Genomic DNA, 20,967 nt, shown 5'->3' with positions numbered 1-20,967 from the left:
AACTTTGATAGGTTAAAACACATAGAATTTTTAAATCTATACTCTTTCCTAAAAAGAGTTCGATCAAAAAATCAAAACTGCACAAAGTGGATAAAGATCTGGAAAAAACGGATAGAGGCTAAGGCCTAATCGCGGTTCAATCAGTTAAAAGCTGATTGATTGGAGGATTGAGCAATGACCTCATCTAATTTAAAACAATGGAATGATTTTATAGATGGATGTATCGACTTCCGTCCTAACGATGGCGTGTTTCGTATTGCACGTAATATGTTTACCGAGCCTGAACTATTTGACTTGGAAATGGAACTTATTTTTGAAAAGGTTTGGATTTACGCATGTCACGAAAGTGAGATTCCAAACAATCATGATTTCCTGACCGTTCAAATTGGCCGTCAGCCGATTATTGTGAGCCGTGATGGTAAAGGCGAACTACATGCCATGGTCAATGCTTGTGAACACCGCGGTGCGACTTTAACACGGGTTGCTAAAGGCAACCAATCTACATTTACTTGTCCGTTCCATGCTTGGTGCTACAAGTCAGATGGCCGTTTGGTTAAAGTAAAAGCGCCTAGCGAGTACTGTGAAGACTTTGATAAATCAAGCCGTGGTTTAAAACAAGGCCGTATTGCCAGCTATCGTGGATTTGTATTTGTGAGCCTTGATACACAAGCAACAGATTCACTAGAAGACTTTTTGGGCGATGCAAAACTGTTCCTTGATTTAATGGTAAACCAGTCGCCAACAGGTGAACTCGAAGTATTACAAGGCAAGTCATCTTATACCTTTGCAGGTAACTGGAAGCTACAAAATGAAAATGGTCTAGATGGCTACCATGTCAGTACTGTTCATTATAACTACGTCTCTACAGTCCAACACCGCCAGCAAGTCAATGCATCAAAAGGTGCCGAGCTCGACACGCTTGACTATAGCAAGTTGGGTGCCGGTGACTCAGAAACTGACGATGGCTGGTTTAGTTTTAAGAATGGCCATAGCGTATTGTTTAGTGACATGCCAAATCCGACAGTTCGTCCGGGCTACAGCACAGTTATGCCATATATGGTCGAAAAATATGGCGACAAATATGCTGAATGGGCAATGCACCGTTTAAGAAACTTGAACTTGTACCCTAGCCTATTTTTTATGGACCAGATTAGCTCTCAGCTTCGTATTGTTCGCCCTGTGGCATGGAACAAAACTGAAGTCATTAGCCAGTGTATTGGGGTTAAGGGTGAGTCTGCTGAAGCACGCCGTAATCGTATTCGCCAGTTTGAAGATTTCTTTAACGTATCAGGCCTTGGTACACCAGACGATTTAGTTGAATTCCGTGAACAGCAAAAAGGTTTCCAAGCACGTCTTGAACGTTGGAGCGATATTTCGCGTGGTTGTCAATCTTGGGAATATGGCGCGACCAAAAACTCACAAGATTTAGGCATTCAACCCGTTATTACTGGCCGTGAATTTACCCATGAAGGACTCTATGTAAACCAGCATGGACATTGGCAACGTCTAATGCTCGACGGCTTAAACAAGAAAGCATTGAAAATGCAGGATATTACTTTTGAAAACAATGCCGTAATGGATGAGGTGTAACCATGTCACAAGAACTAAATTTTGCTGTATCTCAGTTTTTGTACAAAAAGGCAGAGCTTTGCGATGCTTATGACTGGGATGCCTACCTAGATCTTTACGATGAAGATAGTGAATATCATATTCCACAGTGGATTGATGACCATAACTATGTTCAAGATCCAAATCAGGGTTTGTCTTATATTTATTATGCGGACCGTACTGGACTCGAAGACCGTGTATTCCGTATTCGTACAGGTAAAGCAGCATCTGCAACGCCGTTACCACGTACTTTGCACAGCATGAATAACATTCGAGTTAAAACACTGGAAGATGGATTAATTGAAGCAAAAGTTGCATGGCAAACGCTTTATAACCGTCAAGGTTTAGAAGGCTGTTTTTACGGACATGCTACTTATCTTTTACGTCAAACAGCAGATGGTTTCCGCATTCGTCGTCAGCACAGCATTTTGCTGAATGACAAAATTGATTCCGTTTTAGACTTCTATCACGTTTAAGGGGAATGAAAATGGGACATTCAGTTGCACTTAACTTTGCCGATGGCAAAACCTTTTTCATTTCGGTAAATAACGACGAATTGTTGCTTGATGCAGCAGTTCGCCAAGGAATTAACCTACCGCTAGACTGTCGTGAAGGTGTTTGTGGTACCTGTCAGGGTCAGTGTGAAACCGGTATTTATGAACAAGAATATGTTGATGAAGATGCATTAAGTGAACGTGATTTGGCTGAGCGTAAAATGTTAGCTTGCCAGACGCGTGTGAAATCAGATGCAGCTTTTTATTTCGATCATGATTCTGCTATTTGTAACGCTGGTGATACTTTAAAAATTGAAACCAAAGTGACAGCGGTTGAGCTGGTTTCTGAAACAACAGCAATCTTACATCTTGATGCAAGCAGTCATACTGAACAACTTCAGTTTTTACCGGGTCAATATGCTCGTTTGCAAATTCCAGATACTGAAGATTGGCGTTCTTATTCTTTTGCAAATAGACCAAATGCAACCAATCAATTGCAATTTTTAATTCGTCTCTTGCCAGATGGTGTGATGAGTAATTACCTACGTGATCGTTGTCAGGTTGGACAAAGCCTACTTATTGAAGCGCCGCTTGGTAGTTTTTATTTACGTGAAGTAGAGCGACCACTGGTTTTTGTGGCAGGTGGAACTGGTTTATCAGCTTTCTTGGGAATGCTTGATAACTTAGTTGATCAACCTAACTCACCTGCAGTTCAGTTGTACTATGGCGTAAATAGTGAAACCGACTTGTGTGAACAACAGCGTTTACATGCCTATGCAGAACAGCTACCCAACTTTAGTTATCACCCGATTGTGACTAAGGCAACGGAAGCTTGGCAAGGTAAAGCAGGCTATATCCATGAGCACTTAAATAAAGATCAACTGGCCGAGCAGGCTTTTGATATGTATTTATGTGGCCCACCACCAATGATTGAAGCCGTTAAAAATTGGTTAGATGAGCAAGCTTTGCAAAACTATCGTATTTACAGCGAGAAGTTTTTACAGAGCAATACATCACGTTGAAGTATAAATAATTTAAAAACCACTAAACCTGAAATCATTCAATATACTCTTATAAGGGGTATATTGAATTTTTGCATTTAAATTAAAAGTTTTTATATATCAATAATATAAAATAGTTAATTCCGACAAAATAAATTGACCAGCTCACTCGGATTTGCTATAAATTTTGATAGATCTTAAGGAATAAGATCATGATGAGATTAACTTATAGCACCTTTTATATCCCCTTATTCTATTTCTCAAATGTATTAAATTGATGGACAAAATCCGACGTAAAAATTTGAGAAAATCACATTAATTAGCGGTTAAATTGGTCTGTATTTTGCTTATATCTCATTGTAATTTGCGAGTAACTTAATTTTTTAAGTGCCGTATTTACTTGCTGTGCAGCGAAGTTTTAAGGCTTTTGCAATACAAGTAAATACAGGAGTGAGCCAAAAGGGATAAATATGAACCAAGCCAACTCCCCAGAACTCAGTGGGCGTCATTTTCAAAATGAGTCTATCTTTACCAATCGTAATCTGGTGTTTGATCACCACGATTTAAGCGAAACTTGCCGAAATGTCGGGCAAATTTTTAAACCGCATGATCTTAAAATCTCTCAGCAGAAGCGAGATTTCAGTGCAACCATGCACCATGTTAAAACAGGCGCATTGTCTATTAGTCGCTTGGAATATGGTGCGGATGTCATTATTGAACCAGATCACCTTGATAGCTTTTACCTAATTCAAATTCCAACTCAAGGCTACGCAGAAATCGAGTTTGGTTCACAAAAGTTTATTTCTTATTCTCAAGTTGCTTCTCTTATTTCTCCTCAGCAATCTTTACGTATGCGCTGGCATGCAAACTCACCACAGCTCATTCTAAAAGTTTCAAAGGATGATTTTACTTACCATTGCCGTCAACACATTGCCGATTCAGAAAACAACTTACTCATTTTTGACCCTAAATTAGACTTTTCCACACAAAGTGGAGCCTATTTTTTACAGCTCGTTAGAACATTGATGGATGCTTTGGCATGTGATCAACACCCGCTCCATCATCCTTTAGCCTTTAAACAATTTGAGTCAAATTTGTTTAATGCCCTCATTTATGGTCAACCCAATAACGCATTACATAAAATAGATCAGCATAAAGACAAAACAGTCTCTCCTTATTTCGTGAAGCGCACAGAAGCCTATATTAAAGAACATTTACATGAGCCGCTTAATGTCGAGATTTTAGCTGAACATGCAGGCGTGAGCGTAAGAACTCTATTTACTGGTTTTAAAAATTATTTGGGAACCACCCCAATGTCTTATTTAAAAGAATTACGCTTTGAACAAGCTCATTTAGAGCTGATGCATAATGAAAATCTGTCGGTTACTGACGTTGCATTTAAATGGGGATTTACTCACTTAGGTCGTTTTTCTCAAGAATATAAACGCCGTTATGGTGAGTTACCTTCTTCTACTCGCCGTTCTGGTCACAGTGAAGGTTCAGGCTTAATTACTTCAATTTTTTCTTAAGTTTAAAATAGACGAAAGCCTTTTATATTGATTGATATAAAAGGCTTTTTTTATGATTTAAAAATGATGGACATAACGAACTTGTAGTCGTGTTCCCTCTGGCCGGTTTTCAGCATCTTGCTCAAAATATGCATTTGCAACCAAGTGATCATTTTTAGAAAAACTGTACATCGCACCAGGACCAATTGCCCAAACTTGTTCACGTCGACCTTTGACTTTTTCACCATCGACTTCGGTATCAGTGACTTGTTTTAGCCAATAACCATTCAGTCCTAAGCGAAACTGTTCAGTAATAGCATAGTCCGTTGCAAAGTTTGCATGAATTGCTTGCCCTGCCTGCATATCATTTGCTCCAACAAAAGCATAGCTTGGGTCATTATTCTTAAAGTTATAGAGATAATGGATACGTGTGGATGCAGTCCATTTAGGATTAAACCAATACGTTGCAGCCCAATAAGGGTCAAATGAAACAGCGTTATTACTAGGGTTAATATCTTTTTGCCGATCGTATTCGCCAGTAGGTAAATTCACCTGAAACTCAAAACGATGTACAAACTTCGGTCCTTGTGCACCCATGACTGGATCGAACTGAATAAAAGGTCCAATCATAATGTCCCCAAAGCCACTTTGGGCCTTAATAGCAGCATTATTCAAGCCATCATCCATGTCCATTTTGCTAACAAAAGGAATTAAAAAATTTATACCTAAACTGGCTTTATCTTTTACTCGGACATTCGATAAATAACTAATCTGTTCAACCAGTACTTGATAATTTAAATCTGTTTTAGGTAAACCTAATTTTTGTCCATTGGCATCGACCAGTTTATTACTATCGTAATTTTGAAAGTAAGTTTGAGCATACCAGCCAGGCCCTGCGGGTAAACCGCCATCGAGAAAGCTGGTCATACCTAAGTTTACGGTCGGTAAATCATAGGCATGAGAAACTAATGGCAAACCCAACAATGTCCCTGCTAAAAATCCATGCTTAATTAAAGTGCTTTTCATCTTTTTATTTCCTATAAAAAAATCACGACCGGATTGATCGTGATTGTGGTGAATTAATGTGCTAATTCTGGATGCTCTGCGGCAATCCGATACTTTCCTGCGTGGAATACCAATGGTTCACCTTGGCGTTGTTGGTATTGTTCAATCTGACCAATAAAAATCAGGTGATCTCCACCCTCATACTGATTTACATTGCGGCAAACCAAGGTTGCGAGTGCATCTGATAAAATTGGAACACCTGCATTGCATTGTTGATGGGCAATACCTGCAAATTTATCTTCAGCACCCCGAGCAAAATGTCCAGAAAGTTGATGATGCTCCTGTGCCAACATGTGAATGGCAAAATATTCAGCTTCTACAAAATCAGGCAAACTTGGCGCTGTTTTTGATAGACTCCACAAAATTAATGGTGGGTCTAAAGACAGCGACGAAAATGAATTGGCTGTCATTCCTATTTTTCGACCATCTTTACCACGAGTTGTAATCACGGTAACGCCAGTTGCAAACTGTCCAAGCAAATTACGGATTTCTCTTGGGTTTTCAGCATTAATCGCTTGTAAAGCTAAAGTTTCAATTGTGTCCATTTTTAATTCTCCCTTTGCTGTTTTGCCCTTAAGCTACTTTTGCTGCGGTTTTTGAAGCCAAGAATGCCTGAGCCTGATCTGCATCAAACCACCAAGGAGCAAATGCGCGTGGGTCATCAAAGTTATTGGCCATAATCGAAGCAATGCTCTGGTTTTGGCTTGCGGCTGCTAATAGTTCAACAACATGTGGCTGCGGTGGTACTAACAAACTATTAGTCCAAGCCACGACTTTTTCTGCATAAGCCCAATAACGTTCAAAAGTTTGAGCCATCCATTGTTCGCTAAATCTTTGATTATCATTGGCTAAAATGGCATCGAAATAGATTTTGCTACACTTAGCAGCGTTGTTTGAGCCTTGACCAGTAATTGGATCATTGACCACCAAGGCATCTGCCATACCAAAAATTTGCTTGCCAGACGGTAATGTCAAAATTGGTTTGCGTACTGTCGGCGGGAAACGCCCTGCCAAATATCCGCCTGCATCGGTTAGCTCAACATTTGTACAACGTTCATATTCCCAAGGCACAAATTTTTTGAGCAAATCCAAACTACATTGCAGATGCTGTTCAGGTGTTTTGACATCTTGCCAACAGTCCATTGGCCCATTTGGAATACCTTCAAAGACCATAATGTCGCAAGGCCCATTCACGGTAAGTGCTGGAAATGAAAAGTACTCACCGACTTCGGGAATAATGTTAAAAGTCACACGAGAGTATGGTGAAATTGGCTTCATATTTTTGACATAGGTCAAAGCCAAAGCGCGCTGAGGTTTATCAAAAACACTGCGTGCATCATCACGCTCAAACTGTTTAACAACTTCACCTTTACCAGCCGCGAGTAAGACAAGTTCGTAGTCGTTTGCGAGTTGTTCTAACTCTTCTATACCAACATCCTGAATCACCAATCGACCGCCACGGCGTTCAAATTCTTCCATCCAATATGGCATTTTGACGCGTTGATCGACTGATTGAGCGTAGCGCTCAAGACGAGCACTCCATTCAAATGCTTTACCGCCATTTTCAGGGTTAACTAAAGCTAGCCCAATGCCTTCTACTGCTGGACATTGTTCTTCCCAGAAATTTAGTCCCAAGTCACGTTCAGTTTGTAAAGCGGTATGAAACATACACTGGCTTGACATGACTTTACCTTGACGGATTTCGTCGGCAGTTCGATTGGTGATCATGGTCACGTCATAACCTGTATCTAATAACCCCAAACCAAGCTGTAAACCAGACTGTCCTGCTCCAACAATTGCAATACGGCGCATAATATTCTCCATAATTTTCTAAATGTACTTTTAAAACGCTGTGCTATTCGGCTAAGCGTGGAATAGCAGGCTGTGATCCTTCAGGGCCCATCACTGAATAGCCACCGTCGACTGCGTAATCTGCTCCGGTGACAAAGCTCGCAGCAGGTGACAATAAAAACAAAACAACATTGGCGACTTCTTCGGGATGGCCCAATCGGCCTAGCAAGTGGTAATCGGCTGCCACGCTATCGGCCTTTTCACGGTTATTACCACTGACTTCTGCAATGACACGAGACCATGTCCAACCGGGAGAAACTGAATTGACGCGAATACCACCGGCAGCAAAATCCATTGCCATGCTTTGTGTGAGTTGACGTATCGCGGCTTTAGACACTGGATATAACCAGCGCCCTGTTTGTGCCACTTTGGCCGAGATTGAAGTAAAATTAACGATTGAACCTTGCTGCTTTTTTAGGTCAGTGTATAAAGCACGGCTCAGCTCAACTGTGGAGACCAAATTAATATCGAGTGCTTGTAACCAGTCCTGACGTGAAGATTTAAAACCATCATCTAAGTAGGTACATGCCAGATTGACCAAGTAACTCACTTCACCTAAATGTTGGTGAATATCCGCCACGGCTTGGTGGATAGCTGCATCGCTGGTTAAATCGGTTTGAATAAACATCACATCATGGTTAAAGCTTTCTGAAATTGCCTTGCCTTTGGCATCAATATCTAAGATAGCGACATGAGCACCTGCACATACCAAAGCTTGTACAACAGCTTTACCAATGAGTGTTGCGCCGCCGCTCACCACAGCGACTTTTCCTTTTAAATCTATATTCATTACAGATACTCCTTAATTGACTGGCTTGCCTTCACTACTTGACCAAGACGGCATCAACATATTTGAAGGAAGATCTTCATCAAGAAGTTTTCGCGCGGTCTCTACACCTGCAACGGGTAAGCCTGTTGGGTCTAATAAACCAATTTGAACGAGTACCGACGCTTGGTCCCAATAAATATGTTCATGACACAGCTTTGAACCTCTGAACTGAATTACACCTAACATTGGAATTTCGACGTATTTATCAGTCGGTTTTACACCTGGTAATAACCAGTCAATTTCAGCGTCGTGGGTAAAGCTCATAATGAATTCGTCCACCACTTGCGTTGAGCCAACTGTACGAGAGATCGAGGTAATCTTCATATCTTTCGGATTTTGATGAACAAAGTGATATTGATAAAAACGGGCAAGCTGGCTTTGGCCTACACCACCAGTTAAGGTTGGAATATGATTGACATAAGGTTCTGCGACCATCGTTGCCATGGTTGCTGGTACGTCACGTGTATCGAACTCATGGCGTATATGCTCTTCCCATAAGGCAACTAAGTCATATCTCGGCCCAATGGTTTCATGTAGAGCGGTTACTGTACGCTCGTGAGCAAAGCGTGCTGAAGGTTTGTGGTAATGATTGCTTTTTGGTCGTGCAAAAGCATGATCAACACCTTCGTAAACATAGGCTTGTACATTTGAATATTGGTTAGCTGCATCGACAATCGCTTGTCTCGCATCTGACGGTGTAAATTGGTCTAGTTCTGCAATATGTAAAACCAAACGCCCTTTTACGTTAGCTAACTCATCTAATGCTTTTTCGATTCCTACACCGTAATAACCTACGGCACATGCCACGTCAGAAAGTCGGCAGCCTGCTAGATAAGCAAGCTTTCCACCTAAACAATAGCCCACCACGCCGAGGCCTGTAGAAGTGTCACATTCTGGTCGAGTCTTTAAAAAAGATAAGCTGTCTTGAATATCTTCAACACCTAGGTTTTCATCATATTGCTGATAAAGTTCAAAAGCTTTTTGAAAAGCTTCTGGTGTATAACTCAGTTCAATATTAGGTGCTACACGCCAAAATAAATCAGGAACTAAAACGGTATAGCCTTCTTCCGCAAGAAAATCCGCTTTTTCCCGCATGGCGGCATTCACTCCAAAGATTTCCTGACAAAGCACCACTCCAGGTCCTTTTCCTGTTTCTGGTGTCGCTAAATACGCACTGAACTGCTTTCCAGATGCAGTTTTAATTTGAATGGTTTGACCTGCCATAGTGTCAACTCCTGACATTGTTATGGCTTTATCTTCTATCCAAATTTTTTTTTAGACTGTCCAAAAGCTGCAAGCACTATCCAATCTCTGCGCAATTATCAAAATCAATCAAACTGGATAAAAAATTAAAAACAAAGAAACACCTATATTTCAAAACCTTAAATTAAAGATGAAATGAATGCTTTTTATCTAATTTGGAAAAAATGGATGAAGATTAGGACTTATTGGATAGTGACAATTGGCTAAAAATAGTTCAATCAAGTCATGTAATTCGTTTGATTACATAAAAAAAGCCCAGTCATTTTCTAAATTAAGGCGTTTATTTATGCATCGACCATGGCCAATTTATGGACAACAAAAAACGTTAATGCTCATCAATATTTTATGTTGTAGTGCATTTTCTACTCAGGCTTATTCAGCGGATGAAGAATGGAAATTTACATCAAAAAATGCATATATAGACAGAAACTATGACAACCCAGATGTAAAGGACACAGGTAGCTGGTCACAATCAGTTTCTCTATTTTACAACTCAAATATGCATGATACGCCGTTAGAAATTGGTGGAACCCCAATTCAAATTGGCGCAAATGCTTCAGCACAATATGCGGTTCGTTTAAGCCAAGATAAACATGTTGCAGATACGGTATTGCCTTTTGATAAAACCACGCAGTCCCAAGCACCTGATTATCTAAAATATGGAGCGACCTTAAAGTTAGGCTATAACAAAACGCTACTCAGCATTGGTGAATTATGGCTGGATTTACCCGTAACCACTGTAGATGCAAGTCGACAACTCCTGACGTCTTATTGGGGAACTAATCTTAAGAGCCAGCTAAACGACAAACTTTTTGCTGAAATTGGCCGTATTGAAAAAGTATCTCCGCGAAATGAAGAAGACTTTCACAGATTTTCTTTTACTTCAAAAGGTGTGATTGGCTACTCCGATGGACTTAATTATATAGATCTTCGTTATCAATTTACGCCTACATTGAAGGGTGAATATTACTTTGGAAATATGGAGGATTTATATAACAAACATTATGTCGGCATTGACCACCTATGGAAAAACGCTAATTTTTCAGTTAATTCAAAATTCAAATATTTCAATGCCAAAGATAATGGACACCTTTTTGACATCGATGCGCAAAATGTAGGTTTATTAGAAACGCTCAAAATAAAAAATCACAGCTTTGGTGTGGGTTATCAACAAATTATTGGCGAGTCTGCCTACCCACTACCTGATGGTTTCTTGCCTGAAACTTATTTCATTAACTGGAATACGACTGGTTTCTTCAAACAAGATGAAAAGTCTTATCACTTCATTTATGGCTATGACTTTAAAGATCATGTGCCGGGCCTAAATACCACTTTGAAGTATGTATACGGCGATCACTTCAAAACAGCAGATGGCTTAAAAAACAAAGAAAGTGAAGCAAACGTTATTGTCAATTATGCCCTTCAACAGCCTTTTCTCAAAGGTTTAGCTCTTCAGTACATCTTCATCAATTACGACGTTAAGCATGGAAATGATTTCTCAGAAAACCGTTTCTTCGTCAATTACAGCAAAAAATTTTAATGAATAAGGAATACATATGAAAACGATAGATGCAAACACGATTATCAATCGCGAAAAACTGTCTCCATTACAGTGGATGGTTTTTATCCTAGGCTTTTTTGTCTTCTTCTGTGATGGTCTAGATACAGGAATTATTGGTTTTGTTGCTCCAGCATTGCTCGATGATTGGGGAATTACCAAGCCTCAGCTTGCTCCAGTTTTAAGTGCTGCTTTAGTCGGTATGTCGATCGGTGCAATCATTTCTGGGCCTTTGTCCGATAAATTTGGCCGTAAAGGTGTGATTGTTTTTACAAGTCTTTTGTTCTCAATATTTACCATTTTGTGTGGCTTTGCCAATTCAACCCAAGACTTAATGATTTATCGCTTTATTACAGGTGTTGGTTTAGGCGCAGCCATGCCAAACATCAGTACGATTGTCTCTGAATATATGCCCGTAAAACGTAAAGCATTCCTTACAGGCCTTGCTGGCTGTGGTTTTATGCTGGGTATTTCTTGTGGCGGTGTGTTGTCAGCTTATCTATTAGAAAGCTATGGCTGGGCAAAAGTAATTATTATTGGTGGAAGCATTCCCTTAATTTTAGTGGTTGCTTTGTTGTTTAAATTACCTGAATCAACTCAATACTTAATCACACGTCATCAACAAGACAAAGCACAGCGTATTTTAGAAAATATTCAAGGTCATTCTTTTCAAGAGCCGGTAAAACTCGTTTTAACTCAGGCTGAAACTGCTTCAGATGAAAATCCAGTTAAAGTGGTTCTAGGAAAATATCTGTGGGGTTCAAGCATGCTTTGGCTTTGCTGCTTTACCAGTCTTTTGGTGTTCTATCTTTTAACAAGCTGGATGCCAACGATTTTAAAAACAGCAGGTTTTAGTACTCAACAGTTTAGTTTAATTGCTGCGATTTTCCCTTTTGGTGGTGTGATTGGCGCAACCATTATGGGATGGTACATGGATAAGCTGAATCCAACCACAGTCATTAAATATTCATATCTGATTGCCTTCGGCCTATTCATTGTTGCAGGTCTAGTAAGCTCAAATATTTTATTATTAGGTTTTACTATTTTCTTAATTGGTGCATTACTCGCAGGCGCTCAATCTTCATTACTGCCACTTGCAGCTATGTTCTATCCAGCAGTGTGTCGTGCAGTTGGTGTTTCATGGATGCATGGTATTGGTCGTATCGGTGCAATTTTAGGCGCTTTCTTTGGCTCGCTCATTTTCACTTTTAACTTAAGCTTAAGCGGTATTTTCTTTATTCTCGCACTACCAACCTTCATCTCATTTATTGCACTTAGCCTGAAAGTGATTTATGAGAAATCTAAAAACAAACAAGTGTTAAAGCTAGAAGAAAGTCTATAAATATCAATCGATAAATAAAAAAACTGATTTAGGCAACTAAATCAGTTTTTTTAATGGGAAAATTAAATATCAGAAAATTTTGCCTTTGGTCTCACTTGGATTTTCACCAAACTCTTCACGATATTCTTGAGAAAAACGACTTAAATGGTTAAAGCCCCAGTCATAGGCAAGCTTTGAAATAGAAACCTTTCTATCTGCACCTGTTGTGCTCAGGATCTTGTAAATTTGTTGGAGGCGATATTTTTTTAAATATGACATTGGACTGGTGCCATAGTATTGTTGAAATTCATCATACAATTTTGATTTTGAAACCCCAGCCAGACGCTGCAAGTCTTCTGCACAGATTTCTTCATGTGCATGTTCAATAATAAAATTACGAACCTTACGGATATAAGCTGGCTCATCCTGATGTGAAAGTGACTTTAAAGCTTCAGAATAGTTGTTTTCTTGAGACAACAATAACGCTTTAATTACAAAATTTTCATAGTCTTCAGATAACATCTGCAAACCATAAAAATTACTATATTGCGATTTTAGCTGTAAAAAATTCTGAATATTTTTCCACCACGCACCAATAAGTTGCTCAGAGTCTAAGTGCATTTCAGGATTAAAAATAATGGGAGCTTCTATAGGTTTATTCAGTAGATCTGCAAGAACAATCTGCATACTTCGCTCAGGAATAACCACCTGAAACTTTCTGCAATCTTTATCGATAATCAAATCTTGCTGATCGTTATTAGAAACAATAAGGCCCCTGTTTTCATCAGATTGATAATGAGCGCCACGAATATTAAGAGCTTGTCGACCTTGTATCGGCAAACTAATGCTATACGCTTTTAAATTTGAGATGTTGATGGCAACGTTTGCACCATAACTGATTGTACCGATCGCCATTTTTTTATTAGGCAAACGCATTCCGTCATAGTGAAAATCGAGAGTGTCTTTGTAAATTGTGTCTAGACGGTGTTCACCACAAATTGTGGACATCAAATTCTGCGCAAATTCAGCTTTGCGTGAATAATGATTGAGTTCCATCTGTTGGCTGAGTGATATCATATCCTTTTCACCTAGCTAAATAACTTATTGCTTAAAAAGCAACTTGTATGCCAATTAATATCCTTTAATTGACGAGTTTTCCTGAAAAATATCGAATCAAGAAAGAGAGTAAAGATTACTTTCTCATACTCTATTAAATTTTAAAAATAGAAATAAGTTAAATACCTTTAAAGTATAATTTCATACCTTAACGAATTTATTTTATTAGATTTTTTATAAGCAAATAGAGTAGAGATAAATCATTATTTTGAACAGGAGACTATCGTAAATTTTTAACGAATAAAAAACCGCCTATTTTAAATAAGCGGCTTTTATAAAATACTTAAATTATTGGGTGGTGTAACCACCATCCATAACAACAGCTTGGCCTGTTACCCCACCTGCTTTGCTACTCGCAAGGAAAATCGCATAGTCAGCAATTTCTTCAACAGATAGCAAACGCTTTTGAGGAACCATTGCCAAAATTACATCTTCAAGTGCGCTGTCTAAACTCACATTACGGGTTTTAGCCAAATCTGCAATTTGACCACGGACCAATGGTGTATCTACATACCCCGGACATAAAGCATTTACCGTAATACCATCACGTGCACATTCCAAAGCTGCAACTTTTGTTAGGCCAATTACGCCGTGTTTAGCACTGTTATAACCTGCCTTTCCAGCGAAACCAATCAAGCCATTAATTGAAGCCATATTAATAATACGGCCATATTTTTGAGCTTTCATAATTGGAAGAACATGTTTAATACCAATAAATGCCCCCGTTAACATGACTTGAACTAACTTTTGAAAAACAGCAGTTGGAAACTCTTCAATAGGCGCAACATGCTGGAAACCAGCATTATTAATTAAGATATCAACTGTACCAAAGGTCTTTTGAGTGAGCTCAATGGCTTGTTTATAAGCATCTTCATCGGTCACATCACATGGTGCAGATAATGCATCAAAACCTTGCTCTTTAAGTGAGTTCGCCGTTTCTTGACACTTTTCAGCATTCATATCAGAAATAACAACTTTGGCACCTTCTTGAGCAAATTTCTTAGCAATCTCTAGACCGATACCACTTGCAGAACCTGTAATAAAAGCGACCTTACCGTCTAAAAGTTTCGTCATTTATTTACTCCTTAATACTTATAACGTGCTGACTTAAACAATACCCGTTACGGTAAAGACCGTAATCACCACAAATACCGCTACCGTTTTAATTACCGTAACTGCAAAAATATCTTTATATGACTGTTTATGGGTTAAACCCGTAACAGCGAGTAAAGTGATAACAGCACCATTATGCGGTAAGGTATCCATACCACCCGATGCCATTGCAACCACACGGTGCATGACTTCTGGTGGAATGCCCGCAGCTAAAATCGCGGCGTTATATTGTTCAGCCATCGCACTTAAAGCGATACTCATACCACCAGAAGCGGAACCAGTAATACCTGCTAAAACGGTTGTGGTCACAGCCCCATTCACTAAAGGATTTGTAAAGGTACTGCTCATTGCATGGCTAATCAGAGCAAAGCCTGGTAATGACGCAATGATTGCACCGAAACCATACTCAGAAGCTGTATTCATCACCGCTAAAAGTGAGCCACCAATACTGGTATTAATACCTTCTTTGAAGTTCGTCACTACACGCTGATAATCAAATAAAATTGCAGAAATAATCCCGACAATAAGCGCAAGGCCCACCGCCCAGATTGCACCGGTTTTTGCAACATCAACGGTGTAATCCGCTAGACCGACAGCGGCAAAATCAAAGCCATTTGGATACCATTCTTTGATTGCTTTAGACAAATATTTGTTCATTACTGCAACAAGAATAAGTGGTACAAACGCTAAAAACTGACGCGCCGTACTTCCATTATTTTGCAAGTTAATATCGGCTTCAATTTCTTGAGACGGCGTATTGTCTACACCAAAACCAGAGTAGCCCTCACCAGCTTTTACAGCTGCACGGCGACGCCATTCCAAGTAAGCCAAACCCATGCATAGAACAAAAATTGCACCGATAATTCCTAGAAATGGTGCGGCATAAATATTAGTGCCAAAGAATGTGGTTGGAATTACGTTCTGGATTTGTGGTGTACCAGGCAAAGCATCCATGGTAAATGTAAATGCACCGAGTGCGATAGTTCCTGGAATTAAACGTTTGGGAATGTTTGCTTGTCTAAAAAGCTGGTTTGCAAAAGGATAAATGGCAAATACAGCAACAAATAAACTTACACCGCTATATGTTAAAATTGCACCTAACAATACAACGGTTAAAATTGCTTTTTTTGCTCCAATCCATCTCACAATGGTTCGTGCAATAGACTCAGCAATTCCTGACATTTCAACAACTTTACCGAAAATTGCCCCGAGCAAAAACACAAGAAAGTAATCTTTAATAAAGTTCACCATTTTGGGCATAAATACACCGGAATAAAATGGTAAGACATTGGCTGGGTTAATGAGTAAAACAGCAAGTAAGGCACAAATTGGTGCCATGAGAATGACAGAAAAGCCCTTGTAAGCTGTATACATTAACAGCCCAAGTGAAAGTAGAATTACAAATAATTCCCACATATATTCTTTCTCCCTAAAGAATAGATATTAGGTTCAATAAAATTACCAAAAGATATTTAGGTTATCCCAAACCTATAATGATAAAAATCACAATATCTATGAATGGTAATAGGTAAATTAGCTTAAAAATAAAATATCACTAAAATATTTAAAAACAATGCAATTTATTTAAATTTTAAAATATACATAAAATACAAATATTTAAGTTAGTCTACTGGTAAAATTTAATTAATTAAAAAATATTATTATTTTATAAAACTTATTAATTATTGAGTAAATTAAATTAATATTTCTACATTATTTAATAAAGACAATTAAATAATATGTTTTTTAAAATAGTCTGATAAATATTTTCTTAGCTAAAAGCAGTAATTTTTATAAGTAATAAAAAACCCACTTAATGATGAGTGGGTTCAATTAAAATTTAATATTACTCAACTGCCTTAGGCACAAGCTCTTACGCTTTTATTTCATTCGAGTTAGTCTTAAATTAAAGTCAGATGGAAGTAAGATTCGATATTCTATCTCCGCATCTGGTTTGACTTCCGTTTCTTGAGAAGTGGCAATATTTGGGCACATCCCACCACCTGTTTCTAATCTAAAAATATAATATTTGGGCTCAAGATAAATCGTAGCTATTTCATTTGAACGAATTGAGAATACTTTTTCGTTATTAACATACATATCATGGCTACAGCCAGATCCTAAAAAACCTTTATCTCTTAAAAAAGTAACTTTTGCTTGTTCAGGACTGTGTTTCTTTAGATAGTTCTGATTGTATACTCTCTCATTAGGTACTGGCTTGGCTGTATTTGAAGCAACTGGAGCTGTTGAACACCCAATTAAGCTGAGAACTATTCCTAAAAAAATAATGTTTTTCATGAAATTATCCATTTTAATAATGTGTAAAATTTAACAGCTTAGAAAACGAAAAACCATCAAAAGGTGTCTTAAAATTTAATGATATTTTAGTAGTAAGAGTAAAAACTTAGTTAGTGTTAAATTAAAGTTAAATACAGTACTGAACTGAAACAGTTTTACCTAAAAATTTATAATTAGGATTTGGATTTTTAAGAGCATTTTCAGCAATTAAATGAAGATATCCATAATTTGTGCCGTTGATGATATACCCTATTTGTTTACTAACCTGATTAAAGTAAAGTCCAACTCTAAATTTGCCATCTATTGGCATAGAAAGAGAGATTGCTTTTTGATCAACTCCTTTGGCCCCCGTGAAGTCTCTCTTTTTGACTTCTAGCCAGCGTTTACTGCACATGCTGAAATGGCGATAGTGCCATAAAGGGATATAATCTGTACTTATCAACTTAATTCCTAAATTGCTCACACTAAAAAACACCGAAGTGGAGTTGAAATTATATCTATAAATTAATATTACAATTTGAATGTCCTCATACATTTTGGTTCCGTATCCACCTTGTTCGAAACTTTAATATTTAATCGATATCCATATTCCAGAAACAAAACTAAAAATGAGATAAATAAATGCAGCAATAATTACGGAAATAAAGACTATGATAATTCCGTCAGAAATATGATCTCCATTGGCATCATTCTCAGGATTTTCCTTGGGATTAATTATCATTGGAGTATTTAAAGATTTTTTCGCCTCATAGAATCCCCAGCCTATACCCAGCAAAACAATTAGTATCGCAAAACCAACTCCAAGATCATAAATAACCTCTTCAGCAGTATATTTATCATTTGAAGCTGAAACACATTTATCAAAATACTTTTTTTCAGTTTTAGAAAGCGTAGAGATGGATTTTTGATCATTAAACAGATCTTTAAAATGAATATTACATGTCTCAATGAATTCTTCTTTATCGTCAGTTCCATCTCCCTCGTAATTGCTTGGACGAGAAATATAAAGTGTGCTATGGGTAGTTGTAGCCATATAATTTCATTAAATTTATAAAGGGATATTTAATTAATAGAAAATCAGTCAATTCAGCTATCTTTTTTCAGTAGTCTAGCTATCTTCAAACTGAGTAATATTGCATATAAAGGGCCCACCTTCATCAAACTCTTCGCCATTTAATAAGATATTAAATCTTCCACTGAAAGTACTGAGTGCTCGTACAGATCCTTTCTTTTCTTTTACTTCTAAATCACGACTTAATTTATCTATTACAATGCTAAAGCTTGGAGAGATAAGTGAGGTAATTTCTTTACAATATTTAATAGCTTCATCTTTAGAGGCTTGATAATTTCCTGAATGTTTTGAATATACATAAAGATCTCTCCATATTTTTTCATCAAAACTCTGTGATAGGTAAAAATTCAACCATTTTTTATCATTTGTATGCTCATAATAGTAATCCGAACTTACTGGATTAAATCTTATAGACATTGGACGACCATAAGTTGACGTCTTCATCTCAGGGTATTTTGTTTTTATTTCTTTTGCATAATTTAAAAATAAGCGAGATTTGTAATCCTTGATTTCAGAAATTTCTTTATACGCATTTGAGATAGTAGTTGGAGTTAATTCTTGCTTCACTGGATTATTAACAGATGAACAACCTGATAATAAAATTATGCTCCATAGTAAAAATTTCTTATTCATAAAAATTCCTATATTTCGAGCCTAATAATATAGAATTTTTCCTATATTTTCCTCAACTGGTATTTCCAAATTGTCGCAGCAGGATCCTGCTGAATATGGATGATTCGAAATGAACCTAAGGCAGTTATCCACTCATCATCAATTTTAGGAATCATATTATTTTATTATAAATAACAATAACTTTAGGAGTAAAAACTACTCAATCGAGTGATTTGATATTTTCACCTTCATATATGAAATTCATATTACTTTTCGATAGGTAATAAAAAGCCCACCGATTGGTAAGCTCAAATGTCAAAAATTGATATCGATGTTATCTAAAATAGATGATGCAAAATCTGCTATATCTTTCCCGATTTCTACAATTAAATCTGTTACTTCAACTGGATCAGGGTATACAGAATTAAGCACTGAGTTTTCTTGCTTTTGCTCGTTCTCGGTATCTAATTGCTCAACATTAATAATTTGTTCATTTTGATTTTGCATTAGGCTAATTATTCCTCAAAAGTCTGAAATCGCGGAGGAGCAAATAATGCCGTCTTATCCTTTGTACAAATTCTTTGAATTCTCAAACCAAAATCTGTAGCTGCTTTTTGTTTTTCATCTTCTGTTGTATATAGAGGTGTCTCATAAGCCAAACTACTTACATGACCAAAAAAGTGATTGATATAGTAATTCGTTATTACATTTTCCTTATCTTGATCTAATGGAACCATTAGCTTTTCAAGCAAATCTAGAGACTTAATACCAGACTGTCTTTCTAACATGATTTGATATGCTGCACTATTAAGCTTTTCACAGACTTTTGATTCATTTTCTTCAGCATGTAATAGACTTCCAACTGACATTAAAATTACTATAAGTTTTAGTTTCACTCATCTATCTCCACAAATACGAATCAATATTACAATATCAGCTATATGGAACTCTTATAATATTTACAGACTCAACTGTAACAGACTACTTTATAAAAAAGCATTGGCCTAAATAGAACATGAAAGCCAACTTCATTTTTCATAAATTTAATCCAATAAAAAAACCGGCTTTGATTATGGGTTTTTATTTAAATTATCGAGTACTGGGAATAAAAATTGGATATATGAAATAACTATTATTCTGCTTTTTTGGTTTTACGCATTCAAAATCACTGCATTTATGAATAGTAGCTAGTTGTTTGGTAATATTTTTTTCATCTAAATTAATAATATAATTACTAATTATTTTTTTATCTTCTAATATATGATCAGATACACTAATTGCATAAATCATTGATTTTTTATCAGCTTTAAGATGTAGCCGTCCTTGATAAGTCACCTTACCTTTTTCTATGGTAAAAGGAATAGAGAAGTAGGATGTAGGAGTTAGGCCAAGAGCAATAGTCCAATCATAGAATTCATAATTACCTTCATCTAATTCAATTACTACTAAACGCCCGCGAGGATCACTCCAAATTAAAGGATCGTACAGAGTGTAAAATGTTAAATCCTTTGACTGATTAGTTCCTATTTTACGGAGTTTCCAATAAAAATTAGGAATATCATTTTCAGCAGTGAGTCCTACAGCTAATACTCCTTTGTTGGTACTTTCCGATAGAACTTTTCCCGATTTGATATTTAACTGAGCACAACCAGAAAGAAATACAACGAGAAAAAATAATATTTTCATTTGAGTTTTCATATCTAACCTTGTTTTTAATTTTCTGAGCTATGCTAATAAATTGAATTATAAGTTAAATATATTCTCTAAGAAATAGTCAAATTTATTAATAATTTAAAATTAAAAGATTATGAATTTAAAGGAGCTCTATTGAGGATTATTTAATACCTTTATGTTTTAGTAAAAGAGCTTTCTGCTCTTCACGAATATCTTTTACCTTCTGCAGTTTCTCAAGGTAGAAAAAATCTCTCTCCAATGCCATTTCTATAGCTATCTCTTCCTTCTGACAGCTACACTCCACGCTTACAACCTGACCTATTTAAAACCTTGTATTTCAAGAGTAAAGATTATTATCGTTTTGAAAATGACAAACTTTAACATCCAGAAATCTTTTGTAAATTTTTTAAAATTATCAAGATTTTGACAAAGAAAGCTAAAGTCAGGCCGTCATAACATATAGTTGTATGAATAAGATAAAAGCTTAGGAAATAGTTATTCCTTAAAGTTTTTAAATCACTACTGGATTAGAAAGACAATCATATAGAAATTTTTTAGTAATGAGTTTGTTAAATTTGTTCAGC

At 37.0% G+C, this 20,967-nt stretch carries 21 protein-coding genes and 1 pseudogene; 6 read left to right on the top strand and 16 right to left on the bottom strand.

Features of this window, described 5'->3' with window-relative positions; all coding sequences use genetic code 11:
• Window positions 1-174 precede the first annotated feature (174 nt).
• From antA to JGE69_RS05155, 4 genes are all read left to right on the top strand, one after another.
• Complete coding sequence (gene antA, locus JGE69_RS05170) at window positions 175-1,590, top strand: anthranilate 1,2-dioxygenase large subunit (RefSeq protein ID WP_000204410.1); 1,416 nt, start codon at window positions 175-177, stop codon at window positions 1,588-1,590.
• A gap of 2 nt (window positions 1,591-1,592) precedes the next feature.
• Entirely contained in the window at window positions 1,593-2,084 is a 492-nt protein-coding gene (gene antB, locus JGE69_RS05165) for an anthranilate 1,2-dioxygenase small subunit (protein WP_199112531.1), read from the top strand.
• Between the two features lie 5 nt (window positions 2,085-2,089).
• Window positions 2,090-3,124, top strand: a complete 1,035-nt coding sequence (gene antC / locus JGE69_RS05160; protein ID WP_086395106.1) for an anthranilate 1,2-dioxygenase electron transfer component AntC — start codon at window positions 2,090-2,092, stop codon at window positions 3,122-3,124.
• Between the two features lie 449 nt (window positions 3,125-3,573).
• A complete protein-coding gene (locus JGE69_RS05155) occupies window positions 3,574-4,632 on the top strand; it encodes an AraC family transcriptional regulator (protein WP_199112529.1) in 1,059 nt (352 codons plus the stop codon).
• 57 nt (window positions 4,633-4,689) lie between these two features.
• Here the strand turns inward: JGE69_RS05155 and JGE69_RS05150 are convergent, their stop codons facing one another.
• The 5 genes from JGE69_RS05150 to JGE69_RS05130 are packed head-to-tail and all read right to left on the bottom strand — an operon-like array spanning window position 4,690 to window position 9,580.
• Window positions 4,690-5,637 (bottom strand): transporter, encoded by a 948-nt coding sequence (locus JGE69_RS05150; protein ID WP_199112527.1) that lies wholly within the window; start codon window positions 5,635-5,637, stop codon window positions 4,690-4,692.
• Window positions 5,638-5,690: 53 nt separating this feature from the next.
• Window positions 5,691-6,221, bottom strand: a complete 531-nt coding sequence (locus JGE69_RS05145) for a flavin reductase family protein (RefSeq protein WP_016654099.1) — start codon at window positions 6,219-6,221, stop codon at window positions 5,691-5,693.
• 28 nt (window positions 6,222-6,249) lie between these two features.
• Window positions 6,250-7,488, bottom strand: a complete 1,239-nt coding sequence (locus JGE69_RS05140; RefSeq protein WP_199112525.1) for a styrene monooxygenase/indole monooxygenase family protein — start codon at window positions 7,486-7,488, stop codon at window positions 6,250-6,252.
• A gap of 43 nt (window positions 7,489-7,531) precedes the next feature.
• Window positions 7,532-8,317, bottom strand: coding sequence for an SDR family oxidoreductase (locus tag JGE69_RS05135; RefSeq protein WP_199112523.1), 786 nt, complete (start codon window positions 8,315-8,317; stop codon window positions 7,532-7,534).
• Window positions 8,318-8,329: 12 nt separating this feature from the next.
• Window positions 8,330-9,580, bottom strand: coding sequence for a dienelactone hydrolase family protein (locus JGE69_RS05130; RefSeq protein ID WP_199112521.1), 1,251 nt, complete (start codon window positions 9,578-9,580; stop codon window positions 8,330-8,332).
• A gap of 367 nt (window positions 9,581-9,947) precedes the next feature.
• On the opposite strand from JGE69_RS05130, the gene JGE69_RS05125 reads away from it, so the two are divergent.
• Both JGE69_RS05125 and JGE69_RS05120 read left to right on the top strand, forming a co-directional pair.
• On the top strand, window positions 9,948-11,159 hold the full coding sequence (locus JGE69_RS05125) for an OprD family outer membrane porin (RefSeq protein WP_413784470.1): 1,212 nt from the start codon (window positions 9,948-9,950) through the stop codon (window positions 11,157-11,159).
• 16 nt (window positions 11,160-11,175) lie between these two features.
• Window positions 11,176-12,519 carry an MFS transporter gene (locus JGE69_RS05120; protein ID WP_199112517.1) on the top strand — a complete coding sequence of 448 codons (1,344 nt, stop codon included), beginning with the start codon at window positions 11,176-11,178 and terminating at the stop codon, window positions 12,517-12,519.
• A gap of 69 nt (window positions 12,520-12,588) precedes the next feature.
• Here the strand turns inward: JGE69_RS05120 and JGE69_RS05115 are convergent, their stop codons facing one another.
• The 11 genes and pseudogenes from JGE69_RS05115 to JGE69_RS05065 form a co-directional block, all read right to left on the bottom strand.
• Window positions 12,589-13,575, bottom strand: a complete 987-nt coding sequence (locus JGE69_RS05115; protein WP_069036033.1) for an AraC family transcriptional regulator — start codon at window positions 13,573-13,575, stop codon at window positions 12,589-12,591.
• A gap of 327 nt (window positions 13,576-13,902) precedes the next feature.
• The gene (locus JGE69_RS05110) at window positions 13,903-14,688 is read right to left on the bottom strand and encodes a 3-hydroxybutyrate dehydrogenase (RefSeq protein ID WP_133480398.1); all 786 of its coding nucleotides are present in this window, start codon (window positions 14,686-14,688) and stop codon (window positions 13,903-13,905) included.
• Between the two features lie 33 nt (window positions 14,689-14,721).
• Entirely contained in the window at window positions 14,722-16,143 is a 1,422-nt protein-coding gene (locus JGE69_RS05105) for a GntP family permease (RefSeq protein WP_199112515.1), read from the bottom strand.
• A 465-nt stretch (window positions 16,144-16,608) separates the two neighbouring features.
• Window positions 16,609-17,025 (bottom strand): hypothetical protein, encoded by a 417-nt coding sequence (locus JGE69_RS05100; protein ID WP_151283150.1) that lies wholly within the window; start codon window positions 17,023-17,025, stop codon window positions 16,609-16,611.
• Window positions 17,026-17,152: 127 nt separating this feature from the next.
• A complete protein-coding gene (locus tag JGE69_RS05095) occupies window positions 17,153-17,488 on the bottom strand; it encodes a hypothetical protein (RefSeq protein WP_227602367.1) in 336 nt (111 codons plus the stop codon).
• Window positions 17,489-17,590: 102 nt separating this feature from the next.
• Window positions 17,591-17,944 (bottom strand): hypothetical protein, encoded by a 354-nt coding sequence (locus tag JGE69_RS05090; RefSeq protein ID WP_081309813.1) that lies wholly within the window; start codon window positions 17,942-17,944, stop codon window positions 17,591-17,593.
• Window positions 17,945-18,133: 189 nt separating this feature from the next.
• Window positions 18,134-18,730, bottom strand: coding sequence for a hypothetical protein (locus JGE69_RS05085; RefSeq protein ID WP_063098801.1), 597 nt, complete (start codon window positions 18,728-18,730; stop codon window positions 18,134-18,136).
• A 41-nt stretch (window positions 18,731-18,771) separates the two neighbouring features.
• A pseudogene (locus JGE69_RS05080) lies at window positions 18,772-18,888 on the bottom strand (glutamate 5-kinase); the annotation flags it as partial.
• A 136-nt stretch (window positions 18,889-19,024) separates the two neighbouring features.
• Window positions 19,025-19,216 carry a hypothetical protein gene (locus JGE69_RS05075; RefSeq protein WP_063098800.1) on the bottom strand — a complete coding sequence of 64 codons (192 nt, stop codon included), beginning with the start codon at window positions 19,214-19,216 and terminating at the stop codon, window positions 19,025-19,027.
• Between the two features lie 8 nt (window positions 19,217-19,224).
• The gene (locus JGE69_RS05070; RefSeq protein ID WP_104074710.1) at window positions 19,225-19,578 is read right to left on the bottom strand and encodes a hypothetical protein; all 354 of its coding nucleotides are present in this window, start codon (window positions 19,576-19,578) and stop codon (window positions 19,225-19,227) included.
• A 220-nt stretch (window positions 19,579-19,798) separates the two neighbouring features.
• The gene (locus JGE69_RS05065; protein ID WP_199112513.1) at window positions 19,799-20,407 is read right to left on the bottom strand and encodes a hypothetical protein; all 609 of its coding nucleotides are present in this window, start codon (window positions 20,405-20,407) and stop codon (window positions 19,799-19,801) included.
• Between the last annotated feature and the right edge of the window lie 560 nt (window positions 20,408-20,967).

This window comes from Acinetobacter sp. C13 (genome assembly GCF_016809775.1).
Taxonomy (GTDB): domain Bacteria; phylum Pseudomonadota; class Gammaproteobacteria; order Pseudomonadales; family Moraxellaceae; genus Acinetobacter; species Acinetobacter pittii.
The sequence above is the reverse complement of the archived record's forward strand: the minus strand, read 5'-3'. Positions and strand labels throughout refer to the sequence as shown.